Source organism: Aurantimonas sp. Leaf443 (assembly GCF_001425575.1).
GTDB lineage: Bacteria > Pseudomonadota > Alphaproteobacteria > Rhizobiales > Rhizobiaceae > Leaf443.
In genome coordinates this window covers 750,272-776,881 of sequence record NZ_LMRD01000006.1, presented here as the reverse complement: position 1 = coordinate 776,881, position 26,610 = coordinate 750,272, and the positions used below count along the sequence as shown (strand labels likewise).

At 68.1% G+C, this 26,610-nt stretch carries 25 protein-coding genes and 2 pseudogenes; 16 read left to right on the top strand and 11 right to left on the bottom strand.

Annotated features, from left to right (window positions below):
* Window positions 1-73: 73 nt before the first annotated feature.
* From tuf to rpsL, 4 genes and pseudogenes are all read right to left on the bottom strand, one after another.
* Window positions 74-1,251 (bottom strand): annotated as a pseudogene (gene tuf / locus ASG48_RS08340) (elongation factor Tu); the annotation flags it as partial.
* A gap of 159 nt (window positions 1,252-1,410) precedes the next feature.
* Complete coding sequence (fusA, locus tag ASG48_RS08335) at window positions 1,411-3,501, bottom strand: elongation factor G (protein ID WP_055847818.1); 2,091 nt, start codon at window positions 3,499-3,501, stop codon at window positions 1,411-1,413.
* 30 nt (window positions 3,502-3,531) lie between these two features.
* Window positions 3,532-4,002 (bottom strand): 30S ribosomal protein S7, encoded by a 471-nt coding sequence (rpsG, locus tag ASG48_RS08330; protein ID WP_055847815.1) that lies wholly within the window; start codon window positions 4,000-4,002, stop codon window positions 3,532-3,534.
* Between the two features lie 33 nt (window positions 4,003-4,035).
* Complete coding sequence (rpsL, locus tag ASG48_RS08325) at window positions 4,036-4,407, bottom strand: 30S ribosomal protein S12 (RefSeq protein WP_055847812.1); 372 nt, start codon at window positions 4,405-4,407, stop codon at window positions 4,036-4,038.
* Between the two features lie 469 nt (window positions 4,408-4,876).
* Here rpsL and ASG48_RS08320 point away from each other — a divergent pair, with 469 nt between their 5' ends.
* From ASG48_RS08320 to ASG48_RS08310, 3 genes are all read left to right on the top strand, one after another.
* Window positions 4,877-6,142: an arsenic transporter gene (locus ASG48_RS08320; protein ID WP_055847810.1), complete on the top strand. Its 1,266-nt coding sequence runs from the start codon at window positions 4,877-4,879 to the stop codon at window positions 6,140-6,142.
* 136 nt (window positions 6,143-6,278) lie between these two features.
* The gene (locus ASG48_RS08315; protein ID WP_055847807.1) at window positions 6,279-6,983 is read left to right on the top strand and encodes a hypothetical protein; all 705 of its coding nucleotides are present in this window, start codon (window positions 6,279-6,281) and stop codon (window positions 6,981-6,983) included.
* Between the two features lie 47 nt (window positions 6,984-7,030).
* The gene (locus ASG48_RS08310; RefSeq protein WP_055847804.1) at window positions 7,031-8,272 is read left to right on the top strand and encodes a cytochrome P450; all 1,242 of its coding nucleotides are present in this window, start codon (window positions 7,031-7,033) and stop codon (window positions 8,270-8,272) included.
* Window positions 8,273-8,341: 69 nt separating this feature from the next.
* Here the strand turns inward: ASG48_RS08310 and ASG48_RS08305 are convergent, their stop codons facing one another.
* On the bottom strand, window positions 8,342-8,689 hold the full coding sequence (locus ASG48_RS08305; RefSeq protein ID WP_055847801.1) for a cupin domain-containing protein: 348 nt from the start codon (window positions 8,687-8,689) through the stop codon (window positions 8,342-8,344).
* Between the two features lie 66 nt (window positions 8,690-8,755).
* On the bottom strand, window positions 8,756-10,033 hold the full coding sequence (locus tag ASG48_RS08300) for an O-acetylhomoserine aminocarboxypropyltransferase (protein WP_055847799.1): 1,278 nt from the start codon (window positions 10,031-10,033) through the stop codon (window positions 8,756-8,758).
* Window positions 10,034-10,226: 193 nt separating this feature from the next.
* Between ASG48_RS08300 and ASG48_RS08295 the strand changes: the two genes are divergently transcribed.
* Window positions 10,227-11,327, top strand: a complete 1,101-nt coding sequence (locus ASG48_RS08295; protein WP_055847796.1) for a Gfo/Idh/MocA family oxidoreductase — start codon at window positions 10,227-10,229, stop codon at window positions 11,325-11,327.
* 47 nt (window positions 11,328-11,374) lie between these two features.
* On the opposite strand, the gene ASG48_RS08290 is transcribed toward ASG48_RS08295, so the two are convergent.
* Both ASG48_RS08290 and ASG48_RS08285 read right to left on the bottom strand, forming a co-directional pair.
* The gene (locus tag ASG48_RS08290; RefSeq protein ID WP_055847793.1) at window positions 11,375-11,911 is read right to left on the bottom strand and encodes a CoA-binding protein; all 537 of its coding nucleotides are present in this window, start codon (window positions 11,909-11,911) and stop codon (window positions 11,375-11,377) included.
* The gene (locus ASG48_RS08285) at window positions 11,908-12,726 is read right to left on the bottom strand and encodes an enoyl-CoA hydratase (RefSeq protein WP_055847790.1); all 819 of its coding nucleotides are present in this window, start codon (window positions 12,724-12,726) and stop codon (window positions 11,908-11,910) included. The genes ASG48_RS08290 and ASG48_RS08285 overlap by 4 nt, the downstream gene beginning before the upstream one ends.
* Before the next feature lie 184 nt (window positions 12,727-12,910).
* Between ASG48_RS08285 and ASG48_RS08280 the strand changes: the two genes are divergently transcribed.
* The 7 genes and pseudogenes from ASG48_RS08280 (at window position 12,911) to argC (ending at window position 18,198) form a co-directional block, all read left to right on the top strand.
* On the top strand, window positions 12,911-13,333 hold the full coding sequence (locus ASG48_RS08280) for a PaaI family thioesterase (protein WP_055847787.1): 423 nt from the start codon (window positions 12,911-12,913) through the stop codon (window positions 13,331-13,333).
* A 213-nt stretch (window positions 13,334-13,546) separates the two neighbouring features.
* On the top strand, window positions 13,547-14,011 hold the full coding sequence (rplM, locus tag ASG48_RS08275; protein WP_055847784.1) for a 50S ribosomal protein L13: 465 nt from the start codon (window positions 13,547-13,549) through the stop codon (window positions 14,009-14,011).
* Complete coding sequence (rpsI, locus tag ASG48_RS08270; protein WP_200939586.1) at window positions 14,008-14,484, top strand: 30S ribosomal protein S9; 477 nt, start codon at window positions 14,008-14,010, stop codon at window positions 14,482-14,484. The genes rplM and rpsI overlap by 4 nt, the downstream gene beginning before the upstream one ends.
* A 115-nt stretch (window positions 14,485-14,599) precedes the next feature.
* Window positions 14,600-14,746, top strand: a pseudogene (locus ASG48_RS18925) (phosphatidate cytidylyltransferase); the annotation flags it as partial.
* A gap of 73 nt (window positions 14,747-14,819) precedes the next feature.
* Window positions 14,820-15,782, top strand: a complete 963-nt coding sequence (gene speB, locus ASG48_RS08265; RefSeq protein ID WP_055847778.1) for an agmatinase — start codon at window positions 14,820-14,822, stop codon at window positions 15,780-15,782.
* Window positions 15,783-15,887: 105 nt separating this feature from the next.
* The gene (locus ASG48_RS08260) at window positions 15,888-17,036 is read left to right on the top strand and encodes a DegT/DnrJ/EryC1/StrS aminotransferase family protein (protein WP_055847777.1); all 1,149 of its coding nucleotides are present in this window, start codon (window positions 15,888-15,890) and stop codon (window positions 17,034-17,036) included.
* A gap of 106 nt (window positions 17,037-17,142) precedes the next feature.
* The gene (gene argC, locus ASG48_RS08255) at window positions 17,143-18,198 is read left to right on the top strand and encodes an N-acetyl-gamma-glutamyl-phosphate reductase (protein ID WP_055847774.1); all 1,056 of its coding nucleotides are present in this window, start codon (window positions 17,143-17,145) and stop codon (window positions 18,196-18,198) included.
* A gap of 85 nt (window positions 18,199-18,283) precedes the next feature.
* On the opposite strand, the gene ASG48_RS08250 is transcribed toward argC, so the two are convergent.
* Window positions 18,284-19,372 carry a COX15/CtaA family protein gene (locus tag ASG48_RS08250; protein WP_055847771.1) on the bottom strand — a complete coding sequence of 363 codons (1,089 nt, stop codon included), beginning with the start codon at window positions 19,370-19,372 and terminating at the stop codon, window positions 18,284-18,286.
* Window positions 19,373-19,516: 144 nt separating this feature from the next.
* Here ASG48_RS08250 and ASG48_RS08245 point away from each other — a divergent pair, with 144 nt between their 5' ends.
* On the top strand, window positions 19,517-19,726 hold the full coding sequence (locus ASG48_RS08245) for a DUF2842 domain-containing protein (RefSeq protein WP_055848078.1): 210 nt from the start codon (window positions 19,517-19,519) through the stop codon (window positions 19,724-19,726).
* 13 nt (window positions 19,727-19,739) lie between these two features.
* On the opposite strand, the gene ASG48_RS08240 is transcribed toward ASG48_RS08245, so the two are convergent.
* Window positions 19,740-20,414 carry a hypothetical protein gene (locus tag ASG48_RS08240; protein ID WP_156381502.1) on the bottom strand — a complete coding sequence of 225 codons (675 nt, stop codon included), beginning with the start codon at window positions 20,412-20,414 and terminating at the stop codon, window positions 19,740-19,742.
* A 142-nt stretch (window positions 20,415-20,556) separates the two neighbouring features.
* Between ASG48_RS08240 and ASG48_RS08235 the strand changes: the two genes are divergently transcribed.
* The 3 genes from ASG48_RS08235 (at window position 20,557) to ASG48_RS08225 (ending at window position 23,270) form a co-directional block, all read left to right on the top strand.
* On the top strand, window positions 20,557-21,117 hold the full coding sequence (locus tag ASG48_RS08235) for a polysaccharide biosynthesis/export family protein (RefSeq protein ID WP_055847766.1): 561 nt from the start codon (window positions 20,557-20,559) through the stop codon (window positions 21,115-21,117).
* A gap of 162 nt (window positions 21,118-21,279) precedes the next feature.
* Complete coding sequence (locus ASG48_RS08230; protein ID WP_055847763.1) at window positions 21,280-22,818, top strand: undecaprenyl-phosphate glucose phosphotransferase; 1,539 nt, start codon at window positions 21,280-21,282, stop codon at window positions 22,816-22,818.
* A gap of 128 nt (window positions 22,819-22,946) precedes the next feature.
* Window positions 22,947-23,270, top strand: coding sequence for a BLUF domain-containing protein (locus tag ASG48_RS08225; RefSeq protein ID WP_055847760.1), 324 nt, complete (start codon window positions 22,947-22,949; stop codon window positions 23,268-23,270).
* A 9-nt stretch (window positions 23,271-23,279) separates the two neighbouring features.
* On the opposite strand, the gene ASG48_RS08220 is transcribed toward ASG48_RS08225, so the two are convergent.
* Complete coding sequence (locus ASG48_RS08220; protein WP_055847757.1) at window positions 23,280-23,516, bottom strand: hypothetical protein; 237 nt, start codon at window positions 23,514-23,516, stop codon at window positions 23,280-23,282.
* Window positions 23,517-23,760: 244 nt separating this feature from the next.
* On the opposite strand from ASG48_RS08220, the gene topA reads away from it, so the two are divergent.
* Window positions 23,761-26,610 carry a type I DNA topoisomerase gene (gene topA, locus ASG48_RS08215; protein WP_055847753.1) on the top strand — a complete coding sequence of 950 codons (2,850 nt, stop codon included), beginning with the start codon at window positions 23,761-23,763 and terminating at the stop codon, window positions 26,608-26,610.

The window sequence follows — 26,610 nt, the reverse complement described above, 5'->3', positions numbered from 1 at the left end:
GAGGGCCTTACCGGCATCGAGGTCGTCGCCGACAACAACCAGCCGGGCTAAGCCGCGCGCCGGTCGCCTGTCGTCAGGCGACGATGGAGGCCACGATGCCGGCGCCGACGGTGCGGCCGCCCTCGCGGATGGCGAAGCGCAGCTTCTCTTCCATCGCGATCGGCACGATCAGCGTCACGTCCATCGTCACGTTGTCGCCGGGCATCACCATCTCGGTGCCCTCGGGCAGCGTGCACACGCCCGTCACGTCCGTCGTGCGGAAGTAGAACTGCGGGCGGTAGTTSGTGAAGAACGGCGTGTGGCGGCCGCCTTCTTCCTTGGTCAGGATGTAGGCCTCGGCCATGAAGCGCGTGTGCGGCTTCACCGTGCCGGGCTTGCACAGGACCTGCCCGCGCTCCACGCCCTCGCGGTCCACGCCGCGGATCAGCGCGCCGATATTGTCGCCCGCCTGGCCCTGGTCGAGCAGCTTGCGGAACATCTCGACGCCCGTCACCGTCGTCTTCTTGGTGTCGCGGATGCCGACGATCTCGACTTCCTCGCCCACCTTCACGATGCCGCGCTCGACGCGGCCGGTCACGACCGTGCCGCGGCCCGAGATCGAGAACACGTCCTCGATCGGCATCAGGAAGGGCAGGTTGATCGGACGCTCCGGSGTCGGGATGTACTCGTCGACGCGGGCCATCAGCTCGCGCACGGCGTCCTCGCCGATCGTCTTGTCCGAGTCTTCCARAGCSGCCAGAGCCGAGCCCTTGACGATCGGGATATCGTCGCCGGGGAACTCGTACATCGACAGGAGCTCGCGAACCTCGAGCTCGACGAGCTCGAGCAGCTCGGCGTCGTCCACCTGGTCGACCTTGTTCAGGAACACCACGATCGCCGGCACGCCGACCTGGCGGGCGAGCAGGATGTGCTCGCGCGTCTGSGGCATCGGRCCGTCGGCRGCCGAGCACACCAGGATCGCGCCGTCCATCTGCGCCGCGCCCGTGATCATGTTCTTCACGTAGTCGGCATGGCCGGGGCAGTCGACATGGGCGTAGTGGCGTGCCGCCGTCTCGTAYTCGACATGCGCCGTCGAGATCGTGATGCCGCGCGCCTTCTCCTCCGGCGCCGCGTCGATCTGGTCGTACGCCTTGAACTCGCCGAAATACTTCGTGATCGCCGCCGTCAGGCTCGTCTTGCCGTGGTCGACATGCCCGATCGTGCCGATGTTCACGTGCGGCTTGTTACGCTCGAACTTACCCTTGCCCATAANGATCGCCGCCGTCAGGCTCGTCTTGCCGTGGTCGACATGCCCGATCGTGCCGATGTTCACGTGCGGCTTGTTACGCTCGAACTTACCCTTGCCCATAACGGACCTCCATCATCTAGTCTTGGCTCACAGAGCCCAATTTGAATTCGCTTGGCGAGAGATCAGGCGTACTTCTTCTGAATCTCTTCAGCGACCTGGTTCGGAACCTGCTCGTAGTGATCGAACAGCATCGTGTACTGGGCGCGGCCCTGGGACATCGAACGCAGCGTGTTCACATAGCCGAACATGTTCGCCAGCGGAACCATGGCGTTCACGACCTGCGCGATGCCGCGCGGCTCGGTGCCCTGGATCTGACCGCGGCGGGAGTTGAGGTCGCCGATGACGTCGCCGACATAGTCTTCCGGCGTCACGACCTCGACCTTCATGATCGGCTCGAGGAGCTTCGGACCGGCCTTCTGGATGGCTTCGCGGAAACAGGCCCGCGAGGCGATCTCGAATGCGAGGACCGAGGAGTCGACGTCGTGATAGGCGCCGTCGATCAGCTCCGACTTGATGTCGACCATCGGGAAGCCCGCGAGCGGACCCGCACCCATGACCGACTTCACGCCCTTCTCGACGCCCGGCACGTATTCCTTCGGCACCGCGCCGCCGATGATCTTGGACTCGAACACCGAACCCCCGCCGATCTCGGCCGGCTCGAAGATCATCTTGACGCGAGCGAACTGGCCCGTGCCGCCCGTCTGCTTCTTGTGGGTGTAGTCGTGCTCCACCCGGCGCGTGATCGTCTCGCGATAGGCGACCTGCGGGGCGCCGATATTGGCCTCGACCTTGAACTCGCGACGCATGCGGTCGACGAGGATGTCGAGATGAAGCTCACCCATCCCGGCGATGATCGTCTGGCCGGATTCCTCGTCCGTCTTCACGCGGAAGGACGGGTCCTCGGCGGCGAGACGGTTGAGCGCGAGGCCCATCTTCTCTTGGTCGCCCTTGGTCTTCGGCTCGATCGCGATCTCGATGACCGGCTCGGGGAATTCCATGCGCTCCAGGATGACCGGCTTCAGCGGATCGCAGAGCGTGTCGCCCGTGGTGGTCTCCTTGAGGCCGGCCAGCGCGACGATGTCGCCGGCGAAGGCCTCTTCGATGTCCTCGCGGGAGTTGGAATGCATCTGCAGCATACGCCCGATGCGCTCCTTCTTCTCCTTCACCGTGTTCTGCAGCGAGGTGCCCTTGGTGAGCTTGCCCGAGTAGATGCGGCAGAAGGTGAGCGAGCCGACGAACGGATCGTTCATGATCTTGAAGGCCAGCATCGAGAGCGGCTCTTCGTCCGACGAATGGCGGACCGTGTCCGTCTCCGTCTTCGGATCGATGCCCTTGATGGCCGGGACTTCGACCGGCGACGGCAGGAAATCGACGACGGCGTCGAGCAGAGGCTGGACGCCCTTGTTCTTGAAGGCCGAACCGCACAGGACCGGCGTGAAGTACACGTCGCAGGTGCCCTTGCGGATCAGCACGCGCAGCTCCTCGTTCGACGGCATCTCGCCCTCGAGATAGCGCTCGGTCGCGGCCTCGTCGATCTCGACGGCGGCTTCCACCATGGCTTCGCGGTATTCCTCGGCCTGCGCCTGCAGGTCGGCCGGGATCTCCACGACGTCCCACTGGGCGCCGAGGGTCTCGTCGCGCCAGATGAGGGCCTTCATCTCGATCAGATCGATCAGGCCCTTGAAGTCGCTTTCGGCGCCGACGGGCAGCTGAACGACGATCGGACGGGCGCCGAGGCGCGACTTGATCATCTCCACGCAGCGGAAGAAGTCGGCGCCGATCTTGTCCATCTTGTTGACGAAGATCATGCGCGGCACGTGGTACTTGTCGGCCTGGCGCCAGACGGTCTCCGTCTGCGGCTCCACGCCGGCATTGGCGTCGAGCAGCGCGATGGCGCCGTCGAGAACGCGCAGAGAACGCTCGACTTCGATGGTGAAGTCGACGTGGCCCGGCGTGTCGATAATGTTGAAGCGGCGCATCTTCTCGTCGCGACCCTTCCAGAAGGTCGTCGTCGCGGCGGAGGTGATGGTGATGCCCCGCTCCTGCTCCTGCTCCATCCAGTCCATCGTCGCGGCGCCGTCATGGACTTCGCCGATCTTGTGGGACTTGCCGGTGTAGAACAGAATCCGCTCGGTCGTCGTCGTCTTGCCCGCGTCGATGTGGGCCATGATGCCGAAGTTGCGGTAGTCCTCGATCTTATATTCGCGGGCCATTGGCGTCGCCTTCCAGTCTCGGGTCTCGGGTTACCAGCGGTAGTGCGAGAAGGCGCGGTTCGCTTCCGCCATGCGGTGCGTGTCTTCGCGCTTCTTCACCGCGGAACCGCGGTTGTTGGCGGCATCCATCAGCTCGCCCGACAGACGGTCGACCATGGTCGTCTCGTTGCGGTTGCGGGCGGCCGAGATGAGCCAGCGGATGGCGAGCGCCTGGCGGCGCTCCGGGCGGACGTCGACCGGCACCTGGTAGGTCGCACCGCCGACGCGGCGCGAACGGACCTCGACATGCGGGGCGATGTTGTCGAGGGCCTGGTGGAAGAGAACCACCGAGTCCTGACGGGTCTTCTGGGCGACGAGGTCGAAGGCACCGTAGACGATGCCTTCAGCGACCGACTTCTTGCCGTCGTACATGACGGCGTTCATGAACTTCGAAACGATGAGGTCGCCGAACTTCGGGTCCGGGTTGATCTCGCGCTTTTCAGCCTTGTGGCGACGGGACATAGGTTCGTCTCTCTATCTTACCGGCGTTCAGGCTTACTTCGGACGCTTCGCGCCGTACTTCGAACGACGCTGCTTCCGGTTCTTGACGCCCTGCGTGTCGAGCACGCCGCGGATGATGTGGTAGCGCACGCCCGGAAGATCCTTCACGCGGCCGCCGCGGATCATGACCACGGAGTGCTCCTGAAGGTTGTGACCCTCACCCGGGATGTAGCCGATGACTTCGTAGCCATTGACGAGGCGGACCTTGGCGACCTTGCGCAGAGCCGAGTTCGGCTTCTTCGGCGTCGTCGTGTAGACGCGCGTGCAGACGCCGCGCTTCTGGGGGTTCGCTTCGAGCGCCGGAACCGTGTTGCGTTCGCTGGGGCGCACGCGCGGCTTCCGGATCAGCTGGTTGATGGTCGGCATTCCAACCTTCCCTCTTCTTCCAATTCAAGGTTCGAAACGGACGGCCCCGCCCGCGCATGTCGGGAAGCCCGTCATGCGCGAAACCGGGCATTCGATCCGCTTCGATTGCGGACTGCCCGGAACAGTGCAGAGGACCGTTCTCACGGTCATGCGGCCAGCGATGTGTCGTCTCGTTGAACGAAGCCTTGTTTGAAGCGCCTTGTGTTCCGGACGTGGCGTCCTGGGAACGAGTCTGCTTCACATCGGCTCTGTTGACGCGTTCCATAAAGGCAGACTCACCCCCCGTCAACCCCGGCCGGCCTGGGTTCGCAGCCTCTGCAACCATTGATTTTCCGTGAAGGGGACCAATTCCCGCTGGCGGGCGCCGCACGTCCCGAACCGGTCCGGTACGACCGGTTCGGGACGTGCGGCGCCCTCAGTCCGCCTGCCCGACCGCCCCTTCTCTACGCCCTCCCGCGAGTGACCGTCCATGTTCGCAACCGCACAGCTTCTCACCTGGGGCGTGTCCTTCGCGGCCGTCGCCGGCGTCATCACGCGGCCTTTCGGCTGGTCCGAATGGGTTTTCGCCGTCGCCGGCGTCGCCCTGCTGGTCGGCCTCGGCCTGATCGGCACGGGCGACGTCCTCGCCGGGGTGGCGGCGGGCACGGATGTCTATCTCTTCCTGGCGGGGATGATGATGCTGGCGGAAGTCGCCCGTCGCGAAGGGCTGTTCGACTGGCTGGCCGCCCGGGCCGCCCGCGCCGCCGCCGGGTCCGCGCAGCGGCTGTTCCTTCTCGTCTACGCCGTCGGCACGCTCGTCACGGTCTTCCTGTCGAACGACGCGACGGCCGTCGTCCTCACGCCGGCGGTCGCCGCCGTCGCGCGCGCGGCCAAAGCGCCCTCTGCGATTCCCTATCTCCTCGTTTGCGCTTTCGTCGCCAACGCGGCCTCCTTCGTCCTGCCGATCTCGAACCCGGCCAATCTCGTCATCTTCGGCGAGGAACTGCCCCCGCTCGCCGAATGGCTCTCGCGCTTCGCCCTTCCCTCGCTCGTGGCCATCGTCGCGACCTACGCGGTGCTGCGCTGGACGCAGGGCGCGGACCTGAGGGGCGAGACGGCACGCGACATTCCGATTCCCGTCCTGTCGCGCGGCGGGCGGCTCGCGGCCCTCGGCATCTGCATCGGCGCGGCGATTCTCCTCGTCGCGTCCTGGACCGGCGCCGAGCTCGGCCTTCCGACGCTGCTCTGCGGTCTTGCGACGCTCCTCGCCGTGCTGGTCGCCGAGCGCTCCGATCCCCGCGCCGTTCTGAAGGGAATCTCCTGGGACACGCTCGTCCTCGTCGCCGGTCTCTTCGTCATCGTGCGGGCGCTGGAGAAGGCCGGCGTCAGCACCGTGCTCGCCGGACTCCTGCGCTCGCTCGTCGCAGAGGGCACGGAACTGGCGGCGGCGGTCAGCGGCATCGCTCTCGCCTTCGGCACGAACGTCACCAACAACCTGCCGCTCGGCCTCCTTGCGGGCGCCACGATGGCCGCGGTGGACGTGCCCGAAAAGGTGACGGACGCCATCCTGATCGGGATCGACCTCGGGCCCAATCTCTCGGTCACGGGGTCCCTCGCGACGATCCTCTGGCTGACGGCCCTGCGCCGGGAGGGGCTCGACTTCGGCGCGTGGCGCTTCCTGAAGCTCGGCGTCCTCGTCATGCCGCCGGCCCTTCTCCTCGCCCTCGCCGCGCTTCTGCTGCAACCCTGGACGTGACGCCGGTGCGTGGTGAAGCATTCGCAAGGAAGGCCGGCGTTAAGGCCGTCTGCAGAGCGGACGGTCGGGCCTCTGGCGCTCGGCGCGGATCGCCCTTCATTCTCCGACGACGCCTCTCTTCGCCGGAGCCCTGCCCATGCGACGCCTGCTCGGACTTCTCGTCGCCGGCTCATTCGCCTCCACGGCGCCGGCCTCGGCGGGCGGGGTCGCCTGCTACGAACCGGTGCAGCGGCCCACCAGTTACGGGACGGTGCGCGAAGTCACTCCGCTCGGGCCCGCGCGCCGTCAGGTCGTCCCGGTCGACGGCCAATATGCGCTGGTCGTCGACAATGTTCCCGTCGCGTCCGGTTTCGTCGAGCATCGCCGCGTCCCGCCGACCTATGGGACCGTCGCCCGCACGCATGTGCTCCAGCCGGCACGCACCGTGACCCGCATCGTGCCGGCGGTGACGCGGGAGATCCGAGAGACCGTCGTCCTCTCGCCTGCGCGCGAGACGTGGGAATGGCGCATCATCGACGGGCGCAAGGTGCGCTGCCGCATTCTCGTGCCGGCGCGCACGGCAACGCGCCTGCGCACCGTGATCGTGGAGCCGGAGCGTCGCTGGACGGAACTCGTGCCGGCCGTCACGCAGCTGCGGATGGAGAGCGTTCCGGTCGCGCCCGGCGGCTACGTCACCCGGTCGGCCCCGCCGCAATACCGCTCCGCCGGCCGCGTCGTGGAGATCGCTCCGCCCGGCGCGGTCGTCGCCACCGCCGAACCGGATTACGGCATCGTCGAGCGGCGGGTCGTCACCCGGCCGGCGGGGCCCGGCCTCCGGCGCATCCGGACGCCCGGTTGCTGAGGAAGCGCGCGATTGGCGCTCGGAGGCGAGAAGGCTAGAAGGCCGCCATGCGCCCAGACCCGTCCGCCTTCGTCCTCTCTGGCACGACCCTTCGCTTCGATCCCGAGGATCCCGGTTTCTACCGCGATCCCTACCCGTCCTATGCCCGTCTGCAGGAGGCCGGCGGGCTCGCCCGCTGGGAAGACGGTGGGATGGTGCTCGTCGCCTCCCACGCGCTCGTCGCAGCGCTCCTGCGCGATCGCCGCTTCGGCCGCGTGGTGCCGGCGGATACGACCGGCCGGCCGGACCGCTCGGGAGTGCCGGCGCACCTCGCCGATTTCGACGCGCTCGAAGCCCATTCGCTTTTGGAACTGGAACCGCCGACGCATGCGCGCCTGCGCGGCCTCGTCACGCGTGCTTTCGTCTCGCGTGCCATCGAGCGTCTGGCGCCGCGCATCGAAGCGCTGGCCCACGCGCTGATCGACGCCTTTCCCGCGGGTGAACCCGTCGATCTCGTGGAGCGCTTCGCGACGCCTCTGCCGGTCGCGGTCATCGCCGAACTCATCGGCGTCGCGGACGAAGCGATTCCGTCTCTGCTCGCCTGGTCCCACGCGATGGTCGGCATGTACCGGCCGAGGCCCGATCCTGCCGTCCAGGCGGCGGCGAACGAGGCGTCGCGCCGTTTTGCGGACCTCTTGCGGCGGACCATCGCCGAGCGCCGCCGCGCGCCGCGCGGCGACCTCGTCTCTCATCTCATCGCGGCGCAGGACGGCGAAGGCAGGCTCGACGAGGCGGAGATGATCTCCACGCTCGTCCTGCTCCTGAATGCCGGGCACGAGGCGACCGTCCACCAGATCGGCAACGGCGTGCGCGCGCTCCTCGAATCGGGCCGCGAACCGGCCGGCCTCTTCACCGCATCGCAGGCGGCGGACGCCACCGTGGAAGAGATGCTGCGCTTCGACACGCCGCTCCATCTCTTCACGCGCACGGCGCTGGAGCCGGCCGAGATCGCGCCCGGCTGGCGCTTGGCGCGCGGCGAGACGGTCGGGCTGCTGCTGGGCGCCGCCAACCGCGACCCCGCCGCCTATGACGAGCCGCATCGCTTCCGCCCGGACCGTCTTGGGCCGCCGCATCTCGCCTTCGGCGGCGGTATCCATTTCTGCCTCGGCGCGCCGCTCGCGCGGCTTGAACTGGCGGTCGCGCTGCGCGTCCTGTTCGAGCGCCTGCCGCGGCTGCGCGTCGTCGAGGAGCCGCGCGTGCGCAACAGCTGGCATTTCCGGGGTCTGGAAAAGCTCGTCGTGTCGGCCTGACGACGGCGCTCCCGCGGTCAGGACGACCGTGGCGCGAGCCGGGCTCTCTCTAAGAGGCCGGACGGCGCGTCAGTCCTTGATGACATAGGCCTTGCGCAGCGGCTCGACGATCCGCCACGTGCCCTTGAAGCCGCGGCGAATGACGATGCTGTCGCCGGCCTTCACCGTCACGCCCTCGCCGCCCTCCTCGGTCAGCACCGCGACGCCGGCGAGGATGTGGCAGAACTCCCATTCCGAATAGGTCGCGGCCCATTCGCCGACATCGCTTTCCCAGATGCCCGAATAGAGACCCTCTCCGTCGTCCTCGACGTTCCAGGTCCGGTGCTGCGGCGTCCCGGAAACGCGTTTCTCGGGCGCCGGGCCGCCGATCTCGGGCGCCTGGCCGGCGGTGTCGAACTTCAGGAGATGGGCGCTCACGGGCTTGCCTTCGACGGGATTTGCGGGGCGGACCGCGGTGCTGCGGCCCGCCGCCGGGGGAACGGTTCAGATCTTCGCCAGCGCCTGTTCGATGTCGGCGATGATGTCGGCGGCGTTCTCGATGCCGACCGACAGGCGCACCACATCGGGACCGGCGCCCGCCGCGACGCGCTGCGCGTCGGCGAGCTGGCGATGCGTCGTGGAGGCCGGATGAATCACCAGAGAGCGCGTGTCGCCGATATTGGCGAGATGCGAGATCAGCTCCAGGCCCTGCACGAAGGTCACGCCCGCGTCGTAGCCGCCCTTCAGGCCGAAGGTGAAGACGGCGCCCGCGCCCTTCGGGCAGTAGCGCTTCATGCGCTCGTGCGAAGGATCGCCTTCGAGGCCCGCATAGGAGACCCAGGACACTTTCTCGTGGCCCTGAAGATAGGTCGCGACCTCCAGCGCGTTGGCGCAGTGGCGCTCCATGCGCAGCGGCAGGGTCTCGATGCCGGTGAGGATGAGGAAGGCGTTGAAGGGCGAGATCGCGGGCCCCAGATCGCGCAGGCCGAGGACCCGGCACGCGATGGCGAAGGCGAAGTTGCCGAAGGTCTCGTGCAGGACGATGCCATTGTATTCGGGCCGCGGCGTCGAGAGCATCGGGTAGCGGTCGCTCGCCGACCAGTCGAACGTGCCGCCGTCGACGATGATGCCGCCCATCGAGTTGCCATGGCCGCCGAGGAACTTCGTCAGCGATTCCACCACGATGTCGGCGCCGTGCTCGATCGGCCGGCAGAGATAGGGGCTGGCCATCGTGTTGTCGACGATCAGCGGAATGCCGTGACGACGGGCGATCTCGGCGATCGGCGCGATGTCGACGACGACGCCGCCGGGATTGGCGATCGACTCGATGAAGATCGCCTGCGTCTTCGGCGTGATCGCCGCCTCGAAGCTCGAAATGTCGTCCGGGTCGGCCCAGCGCACATGCCAGTCGAAGGACTTGAAGGCGTTGCCGAACTGGTTGATCGAACCGCCGTAAAGCTTTCTTGACGCGACGAATTCGTCACCGGGCCGCATGATCGCCTGGAAGACGATCATCTGCGCCGCATGGCCGCTCGCCACCGCCAGCGCGGCCGTTCCGCCTTCGAGGGCGGCCACGCGCTCCTCGAGCACGGCCTGTGTCGGGTTCATGATGCGGGTGTAGATATTGCCGAACTGCTGGAGGCCGAACAGCGAGGCCGCATGGTCCACGTCGTCGAAGACGAAGGCGGTCGTCTGGTAGATCGGCGTCGCGCGGGCGCCGGTCGCCGGGTCCGGCTGGGCGCCCGCATGTACCGCGAGCGTCTCGAAACGAGGTCCGTCCATCTTCTCTCTCCCTCCATCGCCATCCCGGTTCTGGTGCCGGGCGCGAGATCGACATATCCCGCCATAGCACCGCGGCGGGAGGCGGGCGAGGAAAGCCCATGCGCATTTTCCGGCCCCGGCGACGGAATCTTTTCGCAACCGACAGCCGCTCAGGCGGCTTTCCCCGGCAGAAAACCAGAAAGGGACGTGTTTCATGCCGAATGCAGAGGGTAAGGTCCGCTTCGCGGTCGTTGGCGGAGGCTGGATCTCGCAAGGGGCCTTCATGCCCGGCGTCGCCCAGACCGGAAACGCCGTGATGACGGCGCTCGTCACCGGCGACCCGGTGAAGGCCGACGGGTTGGCCAAGCTCTACGGGCTCAAGTCCTACCGCTACGAGGACTACGACACGCTGCTGAAGAGCGGAGAGATCGACGCCGTCTACATCGCGACGCCGAACTTCCGGCACCGCGAATTCGCCGAACCCGCGCTGAAGGCGGGCATCCACGTCCTCCTGGAAAAGCCGATGGAGGCGAGCCTTGCGGATGCCGAGGCGATCACGCGCGCGGCGGAGGCCTCCACCGCCAAGCTGATGGTCGCCTATCGCCTCCATTGCGAGCCGGGCACCGTCGCGACCATGCTGGCGCTGAAGGACGGCGAGATCGGCGAGCCGCGCGTCTTCACCGCGAGCTTCTCGCAGACGGTGAAGCCGACGAACCATCGCTCTCACAGCGGCTATTGGGCCGGGCCGATTCCCGACATGGGCACCTATCCGATCAACGCGGTGCGCAACGCCTTCGCCGCCGAGCCCATCGCCGTTTCGGCCGTCGCCGCGCGCACCGGCCGGCTCGAATGCGACGACGTCGTCTCGGTCGTCCTGACCTTCGCGGACGGACGCAGCGCGAGCTTCACCTGCAGCTATTCGAGCGCCGACGTCGACACGTTCACCGTCATCGGCACGGACGGCTCGATGATCGTCTCGCCGGCCTTCGGCTTCGGCGAGGACGTCGCGATCACCTGCGAGATCACCAAGGGCGATGCGAGCGAGACGCGCACGGCACCCGTCGTCGACCAGTTCTCCGGCGAGACCGCCTATTTCGCCGACTGCATCCTGAACGACCGCGAGCCCGAGCCGAACGGCGAGGAGGGTCTTCTCGACATGATCGTGCTGGCGGCCATCGAACGCGCGCTGGAGACCGGGCAGACGCAGATGCTGGAGCCGCGCACGCGCAGCCGGCGCATCGAGGCTGGCGAGAAGCGCGAGTTCCCGCTCGCCGAGGTGCCGGACTTCGTCAACACCGAAGTCCCGATGGACTGACCGTCAGCGTCGCGAGGGGCGGTCACGATCGTGCCGCCCCCCGTGCCTCAAGGCTTGGGCCTGGCGACGATCCCGAAACTCTGGAAGCCGGCCCGCATCGTCGGCTTCTTCGAGGAGAGAATGCGCGAATTGACGCCGTTCCAGCCGATCTCGCCGGAAAGGCGCGCATATTCGATCTTCGGGCAGCGATCCATGACGACCGTCAGGCCCGCCTCTTCCGCCCGCCGCGCCGCCTCTTGGTGGCGCACGCCGAGCTGCATCCACACGACCTTCGGCAGCGGCCTGAGTGCGAGGATCTCGTCGAGAACGCCCGGAACAGCGTCGCTGCCGCGGAAGATATCGACCATGTCGACGGGCTCGGGAATATCGGCGAGCCGCGCGTAGCAGGTCTGCCCGAAGATCTCGGTGCCGGCCGAGCCGGGATTGACCGGGAAGACCTTGAACCCCTTCAGCGTCAGGTATTTCAGGACGAAGAACGAGGGCCGGATCTCCTTCGGGCTGGCCCCGACGATCGCGATGCGCTTGCAATCCGAGAGGATCGTTCGGATCGTGTCGTCCGCGTAGACGAGCGGGGCGGCGCTCATTCGCCCGTCCAGTTCGGCTTGCGCTTCTCCAGGAAGGCGCCGATGCCCTCCTCGGCGTCGCGCGCCATCATGTTGTCGACCATCACCCTGGCGGCATAGTCGTAGGCGTCGGAAAGGCCCATCTCGGCCTGGGCGTAGAAGGCTTCCTTGCCGGTGCGGACGGTGAGCGCCGACTTGGAGGCGATCGTCGTCGCGTATTTGCCGACGACCGTGCCGAGATATTCCGGCGGCACGACGCGGTTGACGAGGCCGAAGTCGCGTGCCGAGCGCGCGTCGATCGTCTCGCCGGTCAGAAGCATCTCCATCGCGTGCTTGTTGGAGAGGTTGCGCGACAGCGCGACCATCGGCGTCGAGCAGAACAGGCCGATATTGACGCCCGGCGTGCAGAACTGCGCCTCCTCCGAGGCGATGGCGAGATCGCAGCTGGCGACGAGCTGGCACCCCGCCGCGGTGGCGAGGCCATTCACCTCCGCGATCACCGGCTGCGGCAGGCGCACGATCGTCTGCATCAGCTGCGAGCAGCGCCGCATCGTCTCCTCGAAGAAGGCGCGCCCGCGGTCGGCATCGCCGCGATGGGCCGAGATCTCCTTGAGATCGTGGCCGGCCGAGAAGATCCGGCCCTTCGCCGCCAGCACCACGACGCGGCAGCTCCGGTCGGCCTTCGCCTCCTCCAGCGCCGCGATCAGCGCGTCCATCGTGGCGAGCGAGAGCGCGTTCGCGGGCGGGCTCGACAGGACGATGCGGCGCATGCCCTCGGCCGCCTGCACCTCCACGGGATGCGTTCCGACGCCTGCCATCTCGACGATCTCTGCCATCCGGTTTCCTCCCCGATCCTTCCTCCTCCTTACGGCTCCGGCACCGCCTTCGCCAACCCCAATCGCCCAGCCATGCGCCCGCCTTCGACTTTCGAGGCGCTTCGCGCGCGGCGGCCCGGCAGGCTACGGAAGAAAGGACGCGCCGGCAGGCCGGGCGACGATTCGCGCTGGAGGAGACGACGGAATGCAGCCGGTCATGAGCATCGCCGAACTCCACCGCTTCCTGGAGAACGACTTCCCGCAGCTCGCAGGCTCCAGCCACGCGATGACGGTGACGGCGCTGGAACCCGGCCGCGCGACGCTGCAGCTGCTGACGGGCACGCCCCACCTTCGCCCCGGCGGCACCGTCTCCGGGCCGACGCTCTTCGCGCTCGCCGACGTCGCCGCCTATGTCGCCATCCTCGCCCATATCGGGCCGGTCGCGCTGGCGGTGACGACGAACCTGTCGATCAACTTCCTGCGCAAGGCCGATCCCGGCCTCGTCACCGCCCAGGCGACCATCATGAAGCTCGGAAAACGGCTCGCCGTCCTGGAAATCGCGATCGAGGGACCGGACGGCGAACTGGCCGCCCATGCGGTGGCGACCTATTCGATTCCACCGCGCTGAGCCCCGTCTATTTTACGGTACCCTGATACCGCATAGGCTCAAAGCCCTGTGCCGCAGGCGGTTGACGCCCCCGAGCCGAGACTCGCAATTGTTGACAAGCCCCGTCGCCCTGGCGTAACGCAGCGCCATGAGAGCGGCCCCTTGGGTCGCCCTTTTCATATGGCGACCTCGACGGGTTGGCCGGACAGTTCAAACGCACCCCAGGGGCAACCCATGAAAACCTTCTCGCAGAAGACCGAGACGGTGGAGAAGAAGTGGATTCTGATCGACGCCGAAGGGCTCGTCGTCGGCCGCCTCGCTTCCATCGTTGCGCTTCGCCTCCGCGGCAAGCACAAGCCGACCTTCACGCCGCATGTCGACGACGGTGACAACATCATCATCGTCAACGCCGACAAGGTCGTGTTCACCGGCAAGAAATACGAAGACAAGACCTACTACTGGCATACCGGCTATGCCGGCGGCATCAAGGAGCGCAAGGCGCGCCAGATCCTCGAGGGCCGCTTCCCCGAGCGCGTCGTCGAGAAGGCCGTCGAGCGCATGCTGCCGCGCGGTCCGCTCGGTCGTCGCCAGCTCAAGAACCTGCGCGTCTACGCCGGTGCCGAGCATCCCCATGAGGCGCAGACGCCCGAGACGCTCGACGTCGGGTCGATGAACACGAAGAACAAGAGGGCCGCCTGATGTCCCAGCTCTCCTCTCTCGACCAGCTCGGCTCCTCGCCGGCCGCCCAGGCCGAAGCGCCCGTCCACGTCCAGAAGCTGGACCAGTACGGCCGCGCCTATGCCACCGGCAAGCGCAAGGACGCGGTCGCCCGCGTCTGGGTGAAGCCCGGCACCGGCAAGATCATCGTCAACGACAAGGAATTCGAGGCGTATTTCGCCCGTCCCGTCCTGCAGATGGTGCTCCGCCAGCCGATCGTCGCCGCCAACCGCGACGGCCAGTTCGACATCGTGGCGACGGTCGCCGGCGGCGGTCTCTCCGGCCAGGCCGGTGCGGTCCGTCACGGCATCTCGCGCGCCCTCACCTATTACGAGCCCGGCCTGCGCGCCGTTCTCAAGAAGGGCGGCTTCCTGACGCGCGATTCGCGTACCGTCGAGCGCAAGAAGTACGGCAAGGCGAAGGCCCGCCGCTCGTTCCAGTTCTCCAAGCGCTAAGCTCCGGACGAACCTCATCGACGACAGGAAGGCCGCGGGACACGTCTCGCGGCCTTCTTCGTTTCCGGGCGGCTTTTTCCGGTCCCGGCCGGCGACCGGCCTGTCGCTCGTCGGCGTGCCCCCCGGTTTCTTCGACGGCCGCGTGCTCTTGGCGGTCGAGCGCGATCTCGCGGTCAAGGACTGGGGCCGGCCGATCAAGCGCCAGGGCGGCGTGCGCGACCGGCTGGATTCGGCGACCGTCTTCGCCCCGCTCCTCTTCCATCTCACGCGCTGCTGGTTCACGCCTTGGGCGCCGTGCGCTAGTTCGGCGCGCGAGCGACAGAAAAGGAACCACCATGGCCGGCCAGTCCATCGACCACGCCTTCACCGCGCCCGCCATTCTCGGCGCCGGCAGCGATCCGACCTATGCGGGCGCCCATTCCTTCATGCGCCGCCGCTATGCCAAGGACGCGGACGGGGCGGACCTCACCGTCTGGAGCGTGCCCTTCGACAGCGCGGTCTCCAACCGCCCGGGCGCCCGCTTCGGCGCCGCCGCGATCCGCCGCGCCTCCGCCATCTTCGACAACGACCCGCAATATCCGTTCCGCCGCGACCTCTTCGAGGCGCTGTCGGTCGTCGACTACGGCGACTGCCTCCTCGACTACCGCCTGCCCGAGACGGCCCACGAGACGATCCGCCGCGAGGCTTCGGGCCTCCTCGATCGGACCGGCTTCCTCCTGACGCTCGGCGGCGACCATTCCATCACCTTCCCGCTGCTCCAGGCCCATGCCGAGCGCCACGGGCGCATGTCGCTCGTCCAGTTCGACGCGCATCAGGACACATGGCCGCTGGCGACGGCCGCCGACGGCACGCCGCGCGTCGATCACGGCTCCTTCGTTCTGGCCGCCGTCGAGGCCGGCCTGATCGATCCCGCGACCTCCATCCAGGTCGGCATCCGCACGCATGCGCCGCAGGATTGCGGCATCGAGATCCTGCACGGCGACGAAGTTGAGGACATGACGAGCGTCGCCATCGCCAAGCGCATCTACGAACGCACCGGCGGCACCAACGTCTACCTGTCCTTCGACATCGACTGCCTCGACCCCGCCTTCGCGCCGGGCACCGGAACGCCGGTCGCCGGCGGCCCGTCGAGCGCCAAGATCCTGGCGGTGCTGCGCCACCTGAAGAACCTGCAGCTCGTCGGCGCCGACGTCGTGGAAGTGGCCCCGGCCTACGACCATGCCGAGATCACCGCCATCGCCGGCGCCAGCGTCGCCATGTACGTGACGGGCATCCTCGCGGAGAAGAAGGCGGCGTGAACCTTGCGCGTTAAGGCGGTGAAACGAATTTTGAGTGGCGTTCGCCCCTCGATTGCCGCACCAGCGAAGGCGCGGCCGGCGGCCGCCCCCCGGAAAGGACCAGCCATGACCGCTCAGAGCGCGCCGACCATCCCGTTCATCGACCTCGCCTCGCAGCGCGACCGCATCCGCGCCAAGGTCGATGCGCGCATGGCGGCCGTCCTCGACCATGGCGCCTTCATCATGGGGCCGGAGATCCGCGAGTTGGAAACGGCGCTCTCGGCCTTCGCGGGCATGGAGCACACGCTCTCCTGCGCCTCCGGCACGGATGCCCTCGCCCTGCCGCTCATGGCCTGGGGCATCCGGCCGGGCGACGTCGTCTTCTGCCCGAGCTTCACCTTCGCCGCGACCGCCGAGGTCGTCGCCTGGCTCGGCGCGACGCCCTATTTCGTCGATGTCGACGAGAAGACCTTCAACATGGACCCGGCGAGCCTCGAGGCCGCCATCGCCGAATGCGCCGGCCGTTCCGACCTTCGCCCGCGCGTCGTCATCGCCGTCGACCTCTTCGGCCAGCCCGCCGACTATCCGGCGATCCGCGCGATCTGCGACCGCCACGGCCTCCTCCTCATCTCGGACGCAGCGCAAGGCTATGGCGCCACGATCGACGGGGCGATGTCGTCCAAGTGGGCCGACGTGGTGGCGACGAGCTTCTTCCCGGCCAAGCCGCTCGGCTGCTACGGCGACGGCGGCTCGGTGCAGACCAATGACGGCGAGCTCGCCGCCGTCATGGCCTCGATCCGCATCCACGGCCAAGGCACTGACAAGTACGACAACGTACGCATCGGCATGAACGGGCGCATGGACACGCTGCAGGCCGCGATCCTTCTCGAGAAGCTCGCGATCTTCGAGGACGAGCTCGCCGCCCGCGCGCGCATCGCCGCCCGCTACCATGCCGCCTTCGAGACGGTGGCCACGCCCCAGGCGCTCCTTCGCGACTCGACGTCGAGCTGGGCGCAATACACGCTGCGCATTCCCGGCAGCCAGCGCGACCATGTCGTGGCCTATCTGCGCGAGCGCGGCATCCCGACGGCGATCTACTATCCCAAGCCGCTGCACCGGCAGACGGCCTATCGGACCTTTCCCGTCGTCGGCGGCGCCCTGCCCGTCTCCGACGCGCTGGCGGCCGACGTCGTCAGCCTGCCCATGCATCCCTATCTCGACGAGCCGACGCAGGATCGCATCGTCGAGGCGGTGCGGGACGCAATCAACGCCTGACGCGGGTTGGCATCCGCGCGGCGCTGGAACCGTCACGAAAATCGGCTATGACGCGATCGCCGCCGCCTTTCGGGGTCGGCGGCGATCGCGTTCGAAGGAGCCTGCCATGAGCGAGAAGATCAGGATCGGCGTGCTGGGCGCCAGCGGCTACACGGGGTCGGACCTCGTGCGCCTCGCGGCGCGCCATCCCGGCATCGAGATCGCGGTGCTGACGGCCAACAGCCATGCCGGCAAGCCGATGAAGGCCGTGTTCCGGCACTTCGCCCATATCGACCTCCCCGACCTCGTGAAGATCGAGGATGCCGACTGGGGTTCGGTGGACGCGGTCTTCTGTGGCCTGCCGCACGGCACGACGCAGGCGATCACGCGGCGGATCTTCTCCGAGCATCCGCATGTGAAGATCCTCGACATGTCCGCCGACTTCCGGCTGCGCGATCCCGCGACCTACAAGGAATGGTACGGGCTCGACCATGTCGCGACGGACATCCAGCCGGAGGCCGTCTACGGCCTCACCGAAGTCTATCGCGACGCCATCGCCGGCGCCCGCCTCGTCGCCTGCCCCGGCTGCTACCCGACCGCCGTCCTCCTCGCGCTGATCCCGCTCGCGAAGGCGGGTCTGATTGACGTCTCCGACATCGTCATCGATGCCAAGTCCGGCGTTTCGGGCGCCGGACGCGGGCTGAAGGAGAACGTCCTTTTCTGCGAGGCCGGCGAGGGTCTCAGCCCCTATGCCGTCGGCAAGCATCGCCACATGGCCGAGATCGAGCAGGAGATCGGCGTGGCGGCGGGCGTCGCGGATCTGCGCGTGAACTTCACGCCGCATCTCATCCCGATGAGCCGCGGCGAATTGTGCACGAGCTACGTCCGGCTGCAGGGTGGCAACACCGCTTCGGACCTGCGCCAGGCGCTGGTGGAGACCTACGCGAGCGAGCCCTTCGTCACCGTCGCCGATCCCGGCGTCCTGCCGCAGACCCAGATGGTGCGCGGCTCGAACTACGTCGTCGTCAATGTCGTCGAGGATCGCATTCCCGGCCGCGCGATCGTCATCTCGACGCTCGACAATCTCGTGAAGGGCTCGGCGGGACAGGCTGTCCAGAACTTCAACGTGGCCTACGGCCTGGAAGAGACGCTCGGCATCGAGCAGCTGCCGCTCTTCCCCTGAGCGGCGACGCGCAGGGCGCAGACACGAAGGCCGGCGGTCGCAGGACCGCCGGCCTTTCTCGTTCGCACGCCTCGAACCGGGACGGTCAGCGAGCGGCTGCGGCCACCGGATACTCGCCGCGAAGGCCGCGCGCGTGGAGGACGGCGACGACGAGCACCGCGACCCCGCCCGCCTGATGCAGCAGCGCCCAGCCGATCGGCACGACGAGGAGGAGCGTCGTGACGCCGATGGCGGCCTGCACGAGGATCGCGGCCACCAGCATCGCGGCCGAATGGGTATGGTGGCTGCGCCGGTCGTCACGCCAGCACACGAGCGCGTGGAGCGCGGCGACGGCGAGGAGGAGATAGGCGCCCATGCGGTGATCGAACTGCACGGTCGTCACGTTCTCGAAGAGATTGCGCCAGAGCGGCTCCATCTGAAGGAGCCCCTCTGGCACGAGGCGTCCGTCCATCAGCGGCCAGGTGTTGTAGGTGAGACCGGCATTGAGCCCGGCGACGAGGCCGCCGAGATAGATCTGGGCGAGCGATAGGCCGACGAGACCGATGCCCACGACGATGGAGCCGCGCGTCGGCGGCGCGACATGGCGACGCTCGCCCAGACCCCGCGCCACCCAGACGATCGAGGCCAGGATGATGCAGGCCATGGTGAGATGCGTCGCCAGCCGGTACTGGCTGACATCGGTGCGCACCGACAGGCCCGAGGCGACCATCCACCAGCCGATGAAGCCCTGCAGGCCCCCGAGCGCCAGAATGGCGAGGAGGCGCGGCTTCAGGAACGGCTCGATGTGCCCGGTCAGCCAGAAGAAGGCGAGCGGCACGGCGAAGACGACGCCGACCGTGCGGGCCAGGAATCGGTGCGCCCATTCCCACCAGTAGATCGTCTTGAAGCCCGACAGGTCCATGTCGGCATTGAGCTCGCGATATTGCGGGATCGCCTTGTATAGCTCGAACTCCTCCTGCCACTCGGCCTGGCTCAGCGGCGGCACGACCCCGTGGATCGGTTTCCACTCGGTGATGGAGAGGCCCGATTCGGTGAGCCGCGTCGCGCCGCCCACGACAACGAGCGCGACGATGAGGGCGGCGACGCAGAACAGCCAGAGGCGGATCGCGCGGCGATGCCGCGCCTCCTTCGGCAAGGGTCGGGACAGGGCGGGGGCGAGATCGAGCGTGGTCATGGGGCGGTCCTGTGACGCATGTGGGAGGCGCGATCAAGCCGGCGCAGCGTCGCGGCGGCTCTGGCCAATCGCGCGCGGCGCGGCCATAGACGGCGAAGGCTCCCGCCGCAGCGGAGGCCGATGTGCGAGAAGGAATGCGAGGCGATGCCGGTCAGGCTGAAGAAGTTCATCGGAACGATCATCCTCATCGTCCTCGTCTGCGTCTACGCCGTCATCGCGACGGCGGTGGCGACGCTCTATCTCGGCCAGTCCAGCGGCTGGGTGCATCTGGCCTATTTCTTCTTCACCGGACTCCTCTGGGTCCTGCCGGCCATGCTCGTCATCAAGTGGATGGAATCGGGTCCCCGCGCCTGACGGCGCCCGCCCGTCAGACGGCGTCGGCGCTTCGCGCGACGCGCATCGCGACGCCGTCCCGCAGGCCCTTGCCGTCCAGAAGGGCGAGGATGGACGACACGCGCGTCATGGCGGCGGCCGAGCCCGAAACGATCAGCCCGCTCTCGGCGTCGAGGAGCCCGGGCGTCTGGAGGAGCGCGGTGAGCGAACATTCGACGACGCTGACGCCGTAGCCCTGTTCGAGCGCCGAGAGCGCGAAGGCGATGCGCGCCGCCTCCGCCGCGCCGGCCGAGGCGGCGTCGTAGCCGCCGGACGGGACGACATGGACGGCGGTGAACGGATCGCGGTGGATCGCATCCGCGATGCCGGCCGTGCCGTCCGCGACCGCCGAAAGGCCGACGAGGGTTTCCGCAAGGCCGAGCTCCCGCCCGGCCCGACCGTCCGCCAGGAGATCCACGAGGACGGGCCGCACCCCCGTCTCCAGGAGCGCCCGGGCCAACACGCCGCCGCCGTGAAAGGCCTCGTCCGGTGCCGCCGAGACGACGACGACGCGCCGCAGCCCGCTGGCCGCGATGCCGATCGCCACCTCGCCGGGACTTGCCGGCGCGGCCGGCGGGCGGACGTCGTCGCGACGCCGCGCCGGATGGGTCCTGCGGCGGCACAGGTCGGTGAGAAGCGGACGTTGCGGCAGGCGGCGGTCGAGCGTCACGAAGGGCTCCACGTCGGATCGGCCGAAGACCTAGCACCGCCACGCGCGCCGCACCGGCTTTACCGGCGGTTAACCTTAACAAGCCTATAACGCGACCGGACCAATCGCGGGCCCGCGTGCCGCCGGTGACAGGATACGATCGATGCGCAGAACGGCTCTTGCGGTCTTGCTGACGGCCCCTCTCGGCATGGCCGGCTGCGCGAGCTACGCGCCCGTCTCGCCGGCCTTCCAGCAGTCCATCGACGCGCCCTACAATCTCGGGTCGGGCGACCGCGTGCGCGTCACCGTCTTCGGCGAGGACGGGCTGTCGAATGTCTACGCGGTGGACAAGGCCGGCTACGTCGCCTTTCCTCTCGTCGGGCCCGTGCCGGCCCGCGGCCGCACGCCGCGCGAGCTGGAAGCCGCCATCGCGGCCAAGCTGCGCGGCGGCTATCTGAACGATCCGGACGTCAGCGTGCAGGTGGAGCAGTATCGCCCGTTCTACATCATGGGCGAGGTCGCCGCCGGCGGCCAGTACACCTACGTGCCGGGCATGACGGTGCAGAACGCCGTGGCCATCGCCGGCGGCTACACGCCGCGCGCCCAGCAGAAGACCGTCGACATCACCCGGTCTGTCGGCGGGCGCATCCTTACGGGCCGGGTCCTCGCCTCCGATCTCGTGCTGCCCGGCGACACGCTCTATATCCGCGAACGCCTCTTCTGAGCGGCCTGCCCCGACCCGCAGATCCCTTCGCTAAAAATTGAACGATCCGCGGGGCGGGATCTTAGGCGCCGTCCTGTCTGATGGGTCCCTGGGAAGACCCGCGGCGCGCCGTGCCCCGTCGATGGACGTCGGGGCGCGCGGCCGGCAGATGGAGCGAGATCGATGAAGAGGTTCGAGGAGGCGCTGCCCTTCACGCGCAGCGCCATCCAGGCTGCCAAGCCCGAACCCTCCCCCCAGGCGCCCGCGCAGCTCAACGATTTCGCCACGCGCATGGCGCTGCAATACCGCAACGACTTCATCACGCCGCGCATGCTGACCGGCACCTGGCGCCTCGCCGAGTTCGTGCTCCTTGCCGCGCTCGGCTACGGGCTCTTCCTCGGCTATGTCGGCGACGGCGGGCCGCTCGACGCCAGCTATCTCACGATCATCCTGCTCGGCTCGGTCCTCGGCGTCGTCGCGCTCGGCCTGTCCGACTGTTACGAGATGCGTCTCCTGCGAAGCCGCCTGCCGCAGCTGTGGCGCATGGCCGTCGCCTGGGCCGGCGCGCTCAGCATGGTCAGCTTCGTCCTCTTCTTTCTCTACAACAACTCCACCTATTCGCGCGTCTGGCTGGGCGCCTGGCTCCTGGGCGGCATCGCCCTCCTGGCGCTGGCGCGGCTGACGCTGCGCAGTTTCATCGCGCGCTGGGCGCGCAACGGCGTGATGGAGCGGCGCGCGGTGATCGTGGGCGGCGGCAAGGCGGCCGAGTCGCTCATCCGCAATCTCGAAATGCAGCCCGGCAGCGACATCCGCATCTGCGGCATCTTCGACGATCGCGACGACCGCCGCTCGCCGCCCCTCGTCGCCGGCTATCCCAAGCTCGGCACGATCCGCGAGCTCGTCGAGTTCGCGCGTCTCGCGCGCATCGACATGCTGATCGTCACCCTGCCGCTCTCCGCCGAGACACGCGTCCTGGCGCTTCTGAAGGAGCTCTGGGTCCTGCCGCTCGACATCCGCATGTCCGCGCTGTCGGCCTCGCTGCGCTTTCGCCCGCGCTCCTATTCCTTCGTCGGCCAGGTGCCGATGCTCGACGTCTTCGACCGGCCGCTGGCGGATTGGGACGGAATCGCCAAGCGCGCCTTCGATCTGGTCGTGGCGAGCGCGGCGATCGTGGTCCTGTCGCCGATCCTGGCGGCGGCGGCCATCGCCATCAAGCTCGACTCCAGAGGCCCGGTCTTCTTCCGGCAGAAGCGCCACGGCTTCAACAACCAGATCGTCGACGTCTACAAGTTCCGCTCGCTCTATCACGAGATGTGCGATCCCCTCGCCCGCCGCCTCGTGACCAAGAACGACAGCCGCGTCACCCGCGTCGGCCGCTTCATCCGCAAGACCTCGATCGACGAGCTGCCGCAGCTCATCAACGTGGTGAAGGGCGAACTCTCGCTCGTCGGCCCGAGGCCGCATGCCGTTCACGCCGTCTCCTCGATGAACGAGACCTTCACCGAGATCGTCGACGGCTATTTCGGCCGCCACAAGGTGAAGCCCGGCATCACCGGATGGGCGCAGATCAACGGCTGGCGCGGCGAGATCGATCAGCCGGAGAAGCTGCGCCAGCGCTGCGAGCACGACCTCTACTATATCGAGAACTGGTCGCTGCTCCTCGACATCTACATCCTGGCCATGACCCCGATCAGCCTCCTTCGTACCGAAAGCGCCTACTGAGGAGCGGTTGGGCGTCTACGAAACCGGCACCGAAAAACGACGTCCGCCGCCGCCGTGGACTTTCAACCCGCAGGCGCGCTGCCTATCTAGCGCAACGTGCAGAACGCCCAGTCTACGGTATCGATGGAATGCTGATCCGCCTGACCTATGCGAGCCAGATCGCCGCCGATCGCGACCGAAGCGATATAGAGGCGATCGTGGAACAGTCGCGCCCCGCCAACCAGCGCCGGGGAATCACGGGCGTGCTCGCCTTCCACGATGGCCGGATCATGCAGATTCTGGAGGGCCCGGAGCGCGAGGTGCTCGCGCTCTACGAACGGATCCGGATGGACGACCGCCATCACGGTGTCGTCGAACTGCAGCGCGAGACGATCGACGTCGTGCAGTTCGAGCGCTGGGGCATGACCTCGCGCCCGCTGGCGGACGTGCTTCTGATGGTGGACGGCTACTGAGGCGGCCGCCTATCGCGCCTTCGCCGGGGACGAGGCCTCCGGCCGCCCCTCGTCGCCGGCCTCGGAGCGATCCGCGGGGCGGTCGGCGGGGCGGTCGGCGATCTGGTTGACGACTTCCAGATGCGTCATGTCCAGAAGGTAGCGCAGGACAGAGCCTGGCTCGGCGCGGGATACGACCTTAAGTTGTTCCAGCATATCGCGGACATAGATGAGATGGGCGGGCGGCTGGCCGCGGTCCAGGTCCATGGCGAGGTCTTTCAACGGGCTGTCTACGGTTCCAAGGGCGTCGCCGGCCGATCCGAAGCTCCGCTCCCCTGGTTGCGCCATAATCGAGCATACTTCTGGAAGTTGCAACGCCGGGCCGCATCGATCGCGCCCGGGGTTGACCGCCTTCGCGACACTGTCCATGTGAACGGGTGGCCAGCGCCCGTTCGCGGCCGAGTTTCGGCGCGCCTCCGGCGCGACGCGTTCCAGCCGTCAGGACCCACCTATGGATGTCGTCATCGTCGAATCGCCGGCCAAAGCGAAGACGATCAACAAGTATCTCGGCTCGGACTATAAGGTCCTGGCCTCCTTCGGCCATGTGCGCGACCTGCCGGCCAAGGACGGATCGGTGCGCCCCGATGCCGATTTCGAGATGGACTGGGAAGTCGACAAGCCCTCCCAGAAACGCCTGAGCGAGATCGCCCAGGCGGTGAAGGGAGCCGATGGCCTGATCCTGGCGACCGACCCGGACCGCGAGGGCGAGGCGATCTCGTGGCACGTGCTGGAAGTGCTGCGCCAGAAGAAGGTGATCGGTTCCAAGCCCGTGAGCCGCGTCGTCTTCAACGCGATCACCAAGAAGGCGGTGCTCGACGCGATGGCCAATCCGCGCCAGATCGACGAGCCGCTGGTCGACGCCTATCTCGCCCGCCGCGCGCTCGACTATCTCGTCGGCTTCACCCTCTCGCCGGTGCTCTGGCGCAAGCTGCCGGGCGCCCGCTCGGCGGGCCGCGTGCAGTCCGTCGCGCTGCGCCTCGTCTGCGACCGGGAGGCCGAGATCGAGCGCTTCCGCGCCGAGGAATACTGGCAGATCGGCGCCCAGCTCACGACCCCCCGCCAGGACGAGTTCGTCGCCCGCCTGACCGAATACGACGGCAAGCGTCTCCAGCGCCTGTCGATCGCGGGCAAGGAGCGCGCCGACGAGATCCGCGCCATGCTCGAGGGCTCGACCTTCTCGGTCGACAGCGTCGAGGCCAAGCCCACGCGCCGCAATCCCGGCCCGCCCTTCACCACCTCCACGCTGCAGCAAGCCGCCTCCGCCAAGCTCGGCTTCTCCGCCTCGCGCACCATGCAGGTCGCGCAGCGGCTCTACGAGGGCATCGACATCGGCGGCGAGACGGTCGGTCTCATCACCTATATGCGAACCGACGGCGTGCAGATGGCCCCCGAGGCCATCACCGACGCGCGCGGCGCCATCGCCAAGAGCTTCGGCGAGCGCTACCTGCCGGAGAAGCCGCGCGTCTACGCCACCAAGGCGAAGAACGCGCAGGAGGCCCACGAGGCCATCCGCCCGACGAGCTTCGACCGCCAGCCGAAGGACGTGGAGCGCTTCCTCGACCGCGACCAGGCGCGTCTCTACGAGCTCGTGTGGAAGCGCGGCATCGCCAGCCAGATGGCCTCCGCCGAGATCGAGCGCACGACGGTGGAGATCACCGCGCGCAACGGCGCGAAGGTCGCCGGGCTGCGCACCACCGGCTCGGTCGTCAAGTTCGAGGGCTTCCTCGGCGCCTATGTCGACCATCGCGACGACAGCACGGCTCCCGACGCGGCCGAGGACGACGACGAGGGCGCGCGCCTGCCGGAGATCCGCGCCAAGGACGATCTCGCCAAGCGCGCCATCGAGGCCTCGCAGCATTTCACCGAGCCGCCGCCGCGCTACTCCGAAGCCTCGCTCATCAAGAAGCTGGAGGAGCTCGGCATCGGCCGGCCTTCCACCTATGCCGCGACGCTCCAGACGCTGCAGGACCGCGAATATATCGTCCAGGACAAGCGCAAGCTCCTGCCGGAGGCCAAGGGCCGGCTGGTGACGGCCTTCCTGCACAATTTCTTCGAACGCTACGTCGAATACGACTTCACGGCCGACCTCGAGGCCAAGCTCGACCAGATCTCGGCGGGCGAGCTCTCCTGGAAGGACGTTCTGCGCGACTTCTGGAAGGACTTCTCGGCGCAGGTCGACGGCACGAAGGAGCTGCGCGTCTCCGAAGTGCTCGACGCGCTGAACATCGAGCTCGGCCCGCTCGTCTTCCCCGACAAGGGCGACGGCACCGACCCGCGCGCCTGCCCGCGCTGCAACGAGGGGCGCCTGTCCTTGAAGCTCGGCAAGTTCGGCGCCTTTGTCGGCTGCTCGAACTATCCCGAATGCGGGTTCACGCGCCAGCTCGGGACGAACCTCTCGGCGGACGCGGCGGGAGACGCGGCGAACGACGGCCCGACCGAATACGGCGCCGACCCGATCACCGGCGAGATGGTGTCGCTGCGCTCGGGCCGGTTCGGCCCCTATGTGCAGCGCGGCGACGGCAAGGAGGCCAAACGATCCTCGCTGCCCAAGGGCTGGCAGGCCTCGGAGATGGATCTCGAAAAGGCGCTCATGCTCCTGAACCTGCCGCGCGAGGTGGGCCTGCATCCCGAAAGCGGCAAGCCGATCCTGGCCGGCCTCGGCCGCTACGGGCCCTTCCTGCAGCACGACGGCAAATACGCCAATCTCGAGACGATCGAGGACGTGTTCACGGTGGGGCTCAACCGCGCCGTCACGGTGATCGCGGAGAAGAAGGAAAAGGGCGGGCGCACCGGCGGCAAGCCGAGCGCGCTGGCGACGCTCGGCGAGCATCCGACCTTCGGCGGCGAGATCACCGTGCGCGACGGGCGTTTCGGCCCCTACGTCAATGTCGGCAAGATCAACGCCACCCTGCCCAAGGGCAAGGATCCCGCGAGCGTGACGCTCGATGAGGCGATCGCCATCATCAACGACCGCGCCGAGAAAACGGGCGTGACCTCGGCCGATGGCGGCAAGGGAAAGGCCAAGGCCAAGAGCGCGGCCAAGCCGAAGGCCGCCGCTAAGGAGAAGGCGGGCGCCAAGGAGAAGGCGACGGGCGAGCCCAAGGCGAAGGCCGCAGCCAAGCCGAAGGCGGCGGCCAAGCCGAAGGCACCGAGCAAGGCGGCGGCGGAAGCGCGCGACGAGGCCGCGCGCGGCCCGGCCGAGCGCAAGGGCGTGAGCCCGGCCACCACGCTCATCAAGGGGCCCGCCAAGGCCAAGGCGCCGGCCGCCGGCGGCGCGGACGTGCCCTGGGAGTCCGACTGA

Excerpts from the sequence above, each read along its gene's own strand:
- fusA (WP_055847818.1), bottom strand. The coding sequence starts at position 3,501 with ATGGCCCGCGAATATAAGATCGAGGACTACCGCAACTTCGGCATCATG.
- rpsG (WP_055847815.1), bottom strand. The coding sequence starts at position 4,002 with ATGTCCCGTCGCCACAAGGCTGAAAAGCGCGAGATCAACCCGGACCCG.
- rpsL (WP_055847812.1), bottom strand. The coding sequence starts at position 4,407 with ATGCCGACCATCAACCAGCTGATCCGGAAGCCGCGCGTGCGCCCCAGC.
- ASG48_RS08320 (WP_055847810.1), top strand. The coding sequence starts at position 4,877 with ATGTTCGCAACCGCACAGCTTCTCACCTGGGGCGTGTCCTTCGCGGCC.
- ASG48_RS08315 (WP_055847807.1), top strand. The coding sequence starts at position 6,279 with ATGCGACGCCTGCTCGGACTTCTCGTCGCCGGCTCATTCGCCTCCACG.
- ASG48_RS08310 (WP_055847804.1), top strand. The coding sequence starts at position 7,031 with ATGCGCCCAGACCCGTCCGCCTTCGTCCTCTCTGGCACGACCCTTCGC.
- ASG48_RS08300 (WP_055847799.1), bottom strand. The coding sequence starts at position 10,033 with ATGGACGGACCTCGTTTCGAGACGCTCGCGGTACATGCGGGCGCCCAG.
- ASG48_RS08295 (WP_055847796.1), top strand. The coding sequence starts at position 10,227 with ATGCCGAATGCAGAGGGTAAGGTCCGCTTCGCGGTCGTTGGCGGAGGC.
- ASG48_RS08290 (WP_055847793.1), bottom strand. The coding sequence starts at position 11,911 with ATGAGCGCCGCCCCGCTCGTCTACGCGGACGACACGATCCGAACGATC.
- ASG48_RS08285 (WP_055847790.1), bottom strand. The coding sequence starts at position 12,726 with ATGGCAGAGATCGTCGAGATGGCAGGCGTCGGAACGCATCCCGTGGAG.
- ASG48_RS08280 (WP_055847787.1), top strand. The coding sequence starts at position 12,911 with ATGCAGCCGGTCATGAGCATCGCCGAACTCCACCGCTTCCTGGAGAAC.
- rplM (WP_055847784.1), top strand. The coding sequence starts at position 13,547 with ATGAAAACCTTCTCGCAGAAGACCGAGACGGTGGAGAAGAAGTGGATT.
- speB (WP_055847778.1), top strand. The coding sequence starts at position 14,820 with ATGGCCGGCCAGTCCATCGACCACGCCTTCACCGCGCCCGCCATTCTC.
- ASG48_RS08260 (WP_055847777.1), top strand. The coding sequence starts at position 15,888 with ATGACCGCTCAGAGCGCGCCGACCATCCCGTTCATCGACCTCGCCTCG.
- argC (WP_055847774.1), top strand. The coding sequence starts at position 17,143 with ATGAGCGAGAAGATCAGGATCGGCGTGCTGGGCGCCAGCGGCTACACG.
- ASG48_RS08250 (WP_055847771.1), bottom strand. The coding sequence starts at position 19,372 with ATGACCACGCTCGATCTCGCCCCCGCCCTGTCCCGACCCTTGCCGAAG.
- ASG48_RS08245 (WP_055848078.1), top strand. The coding sequence starts at position 19,517 with ATGCCGGTCAGGCTGAAGAAGTTCATCGGAACGATCATCCTCATCGTC.
- ASG48_RS08235 (WP_055847766.1), top strand. The coding sequence starts at position 20,557 with ATGCGCAGAACGGCTCTTGCGGTCTTGCTGACGGCCCCTCTCGGCATG.
- ASG48_RS08230 (WP_055847763.1), top strand. The coding sequence starts at position 21,280 with ATGAAGAGGTTCGAGGAGGCGCTGCCCTTCACGCGCAGCGCCATCCAG.
- ASG48_RS08225 (WP_055847760.1), top strand. The coding sequence starts at position 22,947 with ATGCTGATCCGCCTGACCTATGCGAGCCAGATCGCCGCCGATCGCGAC.
- ASG48_RS08220 (WP_055847757.1), bottom strand. The coding sequence starts at position 23,516 with ATGGACCTGGACCGCGGCCAGCCGCCCGCCCATCTCATCTATGTCCGC.
- topA (WP_055847753.1), top strand. The coding sequence starts at position 23,761 with ATGGATGTCGTCATCGTCGAATCGCCGGCCAAAGCGAAGACGATCAAC.